This window comes from Curtobacterium sp. P97, assembly GCF_023712445.1.
Lineage (GTDB): Bacteria > Actinomycetota > Actinomycetes > Actinomycetales > Microbacteriaceae > Curtobacterium.
Window position 1 is genome coordinate 170,279 of sequence record NZ_JAMAYF010000010.1, and the last position, 6,459, is coordinate 176,737.

Annotated in this window: 7 protein-coding genes and 1 pseudogene; 7 read left to right on the forward strand and 1 reads right to left on the reverse strand. The window is 74.2% G+C overall.

What is annotated here, in order from left to right; genetic code table 11:
* Window positions 1–158: 158 nt before the first annotated feature.
* The 3 genes from M3677_RS18130 (at window position 159) to M3677_RS12440 (ending at window position 3,799) form a co-directional block, all read left to right on the forward strand.
* Window positions 159–1,241 (forward strand): peptidoglycan DD-metalloendopeptidase family protein, encoded by a 1,083-nt coding sequence (locus tag M3677_RS18130; protein ID WP_285844749.1) that lies wholly within the window; start codon window positions 159–161, stop codon window positions 1,239–1,241.
* A gap of 223 nt (window positions 1,242–1,464) precedes the next feature.
* Window positions 1,465–2,781, forward strand: coding sequence for a hemolysin family protein (locus M3677_RS12435; protein ID WP_251160695.1), 1,317 nt, complete (start codon window positions 1,465–1,467; stop codon window positions 2,779–2,781).
* A gap of 112 nt (window positions 2,782–2,893) precedes the next feature.
* On the forward strand, window positions 2,894–3,799 hold the full coding sequence (locus M3677_RS12440) for a helix-turn-helix transcriptional regulator (protein ID WP_209684832.1): 906 nt from the start codon (window positions 2,894–2,896) through the stop codon (window positions 3,797–3,799).
* A 39-nt stretch (window positions 3,800–3,838) separates the two neighbouring features.
* Here the strand turns inward: M3677_RS12440 and M3677_RS12445 are convergent, their stop codons facing one another.
* Complete coding sequence (locus M3677_RS12445; RefSeq protein ID WP_251160696.1) at window positions 3,839–4,096, reverse strand: hypothetical protein; 258 nt, start codon at window positions 4,094–4,096, stop codon at window positions 3,839–3,841.
* 47 nt (window positions 4,097–4,143) lie between these two features.
* On the opposite strand from M3677_RS12445, the gene M3677_RS12450 reads away from it, so the two are divergent.
* From M3677_RS12450 to uraH, 4 genes and pseudogenes are all read left to right on the forward strand, one after another.
* The gene (locus M3677_RS12450; protein ID WP_066657350.1) at window positions 4,144–4,782 is read left to right on the forward strand and encodes a hypothetical protein; all 639 of its coding nucleotides are present in this window, start codon (window positions 4,144–4,146) and stop codon (window positions 4,780–4,782) included.
* 241 nt (window positions 4,783–5,023) lie between these two features.
* Entirely contained in the window at window positions 5,024–5,506 is a 483-nt protein-coding gene (locus M3677_RS12455) for an FBP domain-containing protein (RefSeq protein ID WP_066658844.1), read from the forward strand.
* 56 nt (window positions 5,507–5,562) lie between these two features.
* Window positions 5,563–6,021, forward strand: a pseudogene (gene uraD, locus M3677_RS12460) (2-oxo-4-hydroxy-4-carboxy-5-ureidoimidazoline decarboxylase); the annotation flags it as partial.
* The gene (gene uraH / locus M3677_RS12465; RefSeq protein ID WP_251160700.1) at window positions 6,022–6,360 is read left to right on the forward strand and encodes a hydroxyisourate hydrolase; all 339 of its coding nucleotides are present in this window, start codon (window positions 6,022–6,024) and stop codon (window positions 6,358–6,360) included. It begins immediately after the preceding pseudogene.
* The last annotated feature ends 99 nt before the right edge of the window (window positions 6,361–6,459 follow it).

Consider the following 6,459-nt stretch of genomic DNA (forward strand, 5'->3'; position numbering starts at 1 on the left):
CAGGTCCTTCCGGTCGCTGGTCTCGGACACTACCGACGCGACGTCCAGCGGGCACGCAACCGCGGTGACACGTCAGCGGACTGCCAGCCGTTCGGTAACGGGAAGATCACGATCACCCCTGTACAAAGCGACAGACTCGTGCAGAATGGTCTGCGGCCATGACGACGACACACGACACCGACCAGCAGCAGCCGGAGACCCCGGTCGTGCACCTGTCCCGTCGCGCTGCCCTCGAGGCCGAGCGCGCAGCGGCCGGCAAGGCAGCGCGTCGCACCCGCGCTCCCCGCCCGTCCCGCTCGGACGCGGCCCGGACGGTCGCGACCGTCTCCCCCGCACCGGCACCCGGACGCACGCCCGAGTCGTCGACCGCTCCGGCACCGGCTCCGCACACCGTCCCGGTCGCCGCGCGGTCGGGACGCCGCACGACCGAGGCCCGTGCCACCACCGAGCACGTCGACGCGCGGATCACCCGGGTCGTCCGTCGACGGAGTGCCGCGCTGCCGGTCGCCGCGACGCCCTCGGCACGTGCAACGCGCCCGTCCCGCTCGCACCGCGCGAGCCGCATCACGCTGACCAGCGCCGCTGCCGCACTCGCGATGTTCGCCGCGTCCGCGATGCCCGCCCACGCCAGCGCCGGCACCTCGTCAGCGACGTCCACGCTCGCGCCGCAGGTCCGCACCCAGGACTACGCGGTCACCCAGGCGGTCAAGGCGGCCGCCCTCGACCGCGACGACTTCACGGTCGGCGGCGGGCAGCAGGTCGTCGTCGCCGGTGACGGCGGCGCCGAGGGCGCGGTGTCGTACGGCGGCGAGGTCCGCTCGCCGTTCCCCGGCCCGGTGCGCATGAGCTCCGGGTTCGGGTACCGCTCCGCTCCGTGCGCCGCGTGCTCCTCGCTCCACCAGGGCCTCGACTTCAACCCGGGCATGGGCGCCCCGATCGGCGCCGTCGCCGCCGGCACCGTCCGCGTCTCGGGCACGTACTTCTCGTACGGCACGACGGTGATCATCGACCACGTGATCGAGGGCCGCCGGGTCTCGACCCTGTACGGGCACATGATCCCCGGGTCGTCGCCGCTGCGGGCCGGCGACACCGTCGAGGCCGGCCAGTTCATCGGCAGCGTCGGCTCCTCCGGCGTCTCGACGGGCGCACACCTCCACCTCGAGGTCCTGATGGACGGTGTCACGCCGATCGACCCCGAGGCCTGGCTCGAGGCCCGCATCGGCCGCTCGCTCACGATCTGACCCGAGCACGACCCGGCCCGAGCACGATCCGACCCGGGCTCGATCCGACCCGGGCGACCCGGCGGATCGTCGGGACCGCTGACGTCCCGGTCCGTGCACCCCGGACCCACAGCACTCGTGCAGCACCGGCGCGGCGGCGTCCCAGCATGGCTGTACAGGATCACAGCATGGACGATCACCACAGACCGCCCGCCCGGCGCCGACCCACGGTGGTGTCCCGCTGATGGACGCCGACACCTGGATCGCCTTCGGGCTCGTCATCCTCTTCGTGCTCGTCGGCGGTGTCTTCGCCGCGGCGGAGATCGCCCTCGTCTCGCTCCGCGAGTCACAGCTGCAGCAGCTCGAGCGACGCGGCTCCCGCGGAGCCCGGGTCGCCGCGCTCGGGCGTGACCCGAACCGCTTCCTGTCCGCCGTGCAGATCGGCGTGACCGTCGCCGGGTTCTTCTCGGCCGCGTACGGTGCGTCGTCGATCGCGCCGGACGTCGCGCCGCTGCTGTCCGGCCTCGGACTCGACCAGGGGGCGGCCGAGGCCGTCGCCCTCGTCCTGATGACCCTGGTCATCGCCTACCTGTCGCTCGTGTTCGGCGAGCTCGTGCCGAAGCGCCTCGCCCTGCAGCGCGCCGAGGGCTTCTCGATGGCCGTCGCGCCGACGCTCGACCGGTTCGCGACCGCGATGCGCCCGGTGATCTGGGTGCTGTCGAAGACCACGAACGGCGTGGTCCGGCTGCTCGGTGGCGACCCGGACGCCCGCAGCGAGTCGATGAGCACGGAGGAGCTCCGCGGTCTGGTCGAGGACCACGACGCCATCGACGCGCAGGGCCGCCGCATCGCCCGCAGCGCCCTCGACGCCGGTGACCGGATCCTCCGCGAGTCGATGCGCCCCTGGTACGACGTCTCGACCATCGACGCCTCGCTCAGCATCGCCGACGCGACCGACCACGCCATCGAGGTCGGCCACACCCGGTACCTGGTCACCGAGGGCTCGAGGGACGACGTCACGGGCTTCGTGCACCTCCGCGACCTGCTCCGTCCGACCGACCCGACGGCACCCGTCTCGACGCTCGTGCGCCCCGTGCTCGCGCTGCCGGAGACGAAGTCGCTGTCGAGTGCCATCGCGGACATGCGCACCGAGGGACACCAGATCGCGCTCGTGGTGGACGAGTACGGCGGCAGTGCGGGCATGGTCACGCTCGAGGCGCTGCTCGAGGACCTCGTCGGCCGCGTCAGGGACGAGTACGACCCGCCGGCCGCCGAGTCCGACGGGATCGACGGTGCGACCGTGCTCGAGGACCTCGCGGCCGACGGCGGTCCGCTGCTGCCGGACGGCGACTACGAGACCGTCGGCGGGCTCGTGCAGGTGCACCTCGACCGCGTGCCCGAGGTCGGTGACGTGGTCGAGACCGGCGAGCACCGCCTCGAGGTCACCGAGATGGACGGGCACCGGGTGGCGCGTGTGCGGGTCACTCCCCGAGCGGCGGACGCCGCCACGGCGGCGCCGGCGGCCACCGAGAAGGTCCACGCGGTCCCGCCCGTCTCCTAGCCGGGCCACCGCCGGACGGGAGGCGCGGTGCCGACCCGCACCGCGCCTCCCGTCCGTCACGGGTACCGCCGGTGCCTGTCGTCGCGACGGTGCCGCCACGTACGCTCGTGCCATGGGTATCGACGTGCGCAACGAGATCCGTGACTTCCTGTCCTCGCGGCGGGCGCGGCTCACCCCCGACGAGGTCGGCATGCCGTCGTTCGGCGGCGGCGTCCGCCGGGTGCCCGGCCTGCGTCGGCACGAGGTCGCGATGCTCGCCGGGGTGAGCGTCGACTACTACACGCGGCTCGAGCGCGGCTCGCTCAAGGGCGTCTCGGACAGCGTGCTCGAGGGACTCGCGGGCGCGCTGCAGCTCGACGAGGACGAACGGACGCACCTGTTCGACCTCGCCCGTCTGGCCAACGCCGGCGTCAAGGTGATGCACCGGAACGTACCGACGCGTGTCCGGCCGGGCGTGCAGCGCCTGCTCGACGCGATCACCGGCGCGCCCGCGTGGGTGCGGAACGAGCGCGGCGACGTCGTCGCGACGAACGAGCTCGGACGGGCCCTGTACGCGCCGATGTTCGCGGGCCCCGGGCGCCCCGTGAACACCGCACGGTTCACGTTCCTCGACCCGGCCGCGCGCGAGTTCTTCCCCGACTGGGCGGCCACCGCGCGCGAGGCCGTCGCCGTCCTCCGCGCCGCGGCCGTCGCGAACCCCTGCGAGCCCGGTCTCGTGACGCTCGTCGGCGAGCTCTCCACACGGAGCGAGGAGTTCCGCGGCTGGTGGGCTGCCCACGACGTCCGGGTGCACCGACGGGGCGGCAAGCGCATCGCGCACCCCGTCGTCGGGGAGCTGCAGCTGGACTTCGAGGCGCTCGAGCTCGTCGCCGACCCGGGTCTGACGATGTTCACCTACTCGGCGGAGCCGGGCAGCGAGTCCGAGCGGTCGCTCGCGCTGCTCGGGACCTGGGCCGCGACGGAGCGGTCCGAGCGGCTCGCCGCCGTGCGTGCGGGCGAGGCCGAGCTGGACGACTGACGGGCCGACCGGACGACCGCCGTGGTCAGCGGTCGGTCGTCACGGCGCGGTCGGTCCTGCGGGTCCCTCGGGGCGAGGGGCGCCGTCGGCGCCGTCGGCGCCGTCGTCGCTCCCGAGCGTGTCGACGAGCGAGTCCACGCGGAGCCGGTCGATGCGCAGTTCCTTCTCGGTCGCGGTCAACCGCAGCACGCGGATCGCGGCGAACACGAGCACGATGAGTGCGACGACGAGCACGAGCAACAGCAGCACGACCGCCAGGTAGACGATGCTGACGACGGCGAATCCCCCTGAGACCATGCGACGACGCTAGCAGGGAGCGTTCGTAGGGTGGGGCCGTGACGAGGATGCCGGTGGACGAGGACACAGCGGCGCTCCTGCGACGACACCGCCGCCCGGAGCCGACGTTCGTCCGTGCGGTCGCGGGGTCCCTGGCCGATGCCCGCACCGTGCGCGAGGAACGGCCTGGTCCGGTCTCGTACGTGCCCGCGGACCGGCAGGTCGTCTCCGACGGGGACGCCGACGCGGTGCTGCTGACCTTCCCGAGCGTGGACACCGTCGCCGGGCTCGCACGGCCCGAGGACGGCCGGGTCGTCGTCCTCGCGCGCGACCCGGACCGGCTCCGCACCGGCTGGCTCGCCGAGTACGCGTCCGCGGTGGTCGCCGCCGAGGCGGACACGCTGCCGACGGTCGAGCGGCTGGCGACGCTCGTCGGGCCGTCCGTCGAGGTCGTGCGCCTCCCGGTGCCGTTCACCTGCGTGGACGGCTTCGGCGAGGGCTACTACGCGCGACCCGAACGGCTCCTCGACGCCGATGTCCGCGCCGCCGACCCGGCGTGGAGCCTGGTCGACGACCTCACCGCTCGCCGATCGGTCGCCGCCCTGCGGAGCGCGCTCGCGTCGGGCGAGTGGGACAGCCGGTACGGGGCACTCCGCCGGCGGCCCGCGCTCGACGGGTCGGTCGTCCTGCTGCGGCCCGCTCCGTGACTCCCTGACCGGGTCGACGACGACTCCCCGACCGGGTCGACGACGCGACACGCCCGGCTTGACACGCCGTCGTAGGCTGGGACCGTGAGTCAGCAGGAGGTGGTCGGCGCGCAGAGCGCCGGCATCAGGGCGTGACGCCCCCGGCTGTGCCGTCCGGCACGGCCGCGTCCGTCGAACCCTGACCACACCTCCGCCCGTGCGGCGCGCACCCGCGCCCGGGCCCGTCGAGAGCGACCACACCGTGCTGCCCATCAGCGAGAAGACCATCCGTTCGTCCTTCGTCAACGCCTCCCGCAAGGAGGTCACCGACCTGACCCTGCCGACCGACCTCGAGACGCTGGACTGGGAGTCGCTCGACTTCCTCGGCTGGCGCGACCCGAAGACCGCGCGCCGCGCATACGCCGTCGTCCCGACGCTCGAGGGCGACCTCGTCGGCATCCTGTTCCGGCAGGCCGAGGCGTCGCCGCGTGCACGGGCGCAGTGCTCGTGGTGCCAGGACGTCAAGCTGCCCAACGACGTCGTCTTCTACGCCGCCAAGCGCTCGGGGAAGGCCGGTCGGAACGGCAACACCGTCGGTACCCTCGTCTGCCAGGACTTCCAGTGCTCCCGCAACGTCCGACGCCCGGTGCCCCCGGCGTACGAGGGCTACGACGTCGAGGCCGCCCGGGTCCGCCGGATCGAGGACCTGCGGCTCCGGATCGCGTCCTTCGCCGCAGACCTCTGAGCCCGCCGAAGCCGCGGGAAACGTCGGCGTAACGCGCGGTCCCTAGGGTGTGGCGGGTGGACCTCCGCGACTTCGACTCCGCCCCCGCCGACGACGCCCGACGGACCGCCCTGCACTGGGCAGCGGTGCCGGCGTGGGCGGACGCCCTGGTGGCCGCTCGACCGTTCCGCACCGTGCCGGCCCTGGTCGCAGCGGCCACCGAGGCGGCGGCGCAGTGGACCGCGGCGGACCTCGACACCGCCCTCGCCGAGCACCCCCGCATCGGCGAGCGCACCACCGAGGCGTCGTCGGCCCGCGAGCAGGGCGCGATGGCGACGGCGGCGCACGACGTCGCAGCGGCCATCGCCCGCGGGAACGCCGCGTACGAGGACCGCTTCGGCCGGGTGTTCCTCGTCCGTGCCGCCGGGCGGACGCCGGCGGAACTCCTCGCCGAGCTCGAGCGGCGACTCGCGGGGGAGCCGGACGCCGAGGTGGCCGAGGCCACCGCTGCCCTGGCCGACATCGCCGTGCACCGGATCCGAGCGACCTTCGGCGTCCCGCACCTGACCACGCACGTGCTCGACGCCCGCACCGGCACCCCGGCCGTCGGTGTCGCGCTGACACTGCGTACCCCCGAGGGCGAGGTCCTGGCCACGGGGGAGACGGACGCGGACGGGCGCGCGGGGCTCGGGCCGGACGTGCTGCCCCGTGGGGACCTGGAGCTGCGGTTCGACACCGGCGCCCACCACCGCGCCGCCGGGGTCCCGACGTTCCACCCGTACGTCGTCGTCGCGTTCACGGTGACCGGGACCGACCACCTGCACGTGCCGCTGCTGCTCAGCCCCTTCGCCCACAGCACCTACCGCGGCAGCTGACCAGGCGGGCGCCCGGCGCCCGGCGCCCGGCGCCCGGCGCCGAGACTCGGCTCCGCGGACACGTTCGTGGTCACACGACCGCGAACGTGTCCGCGGAGC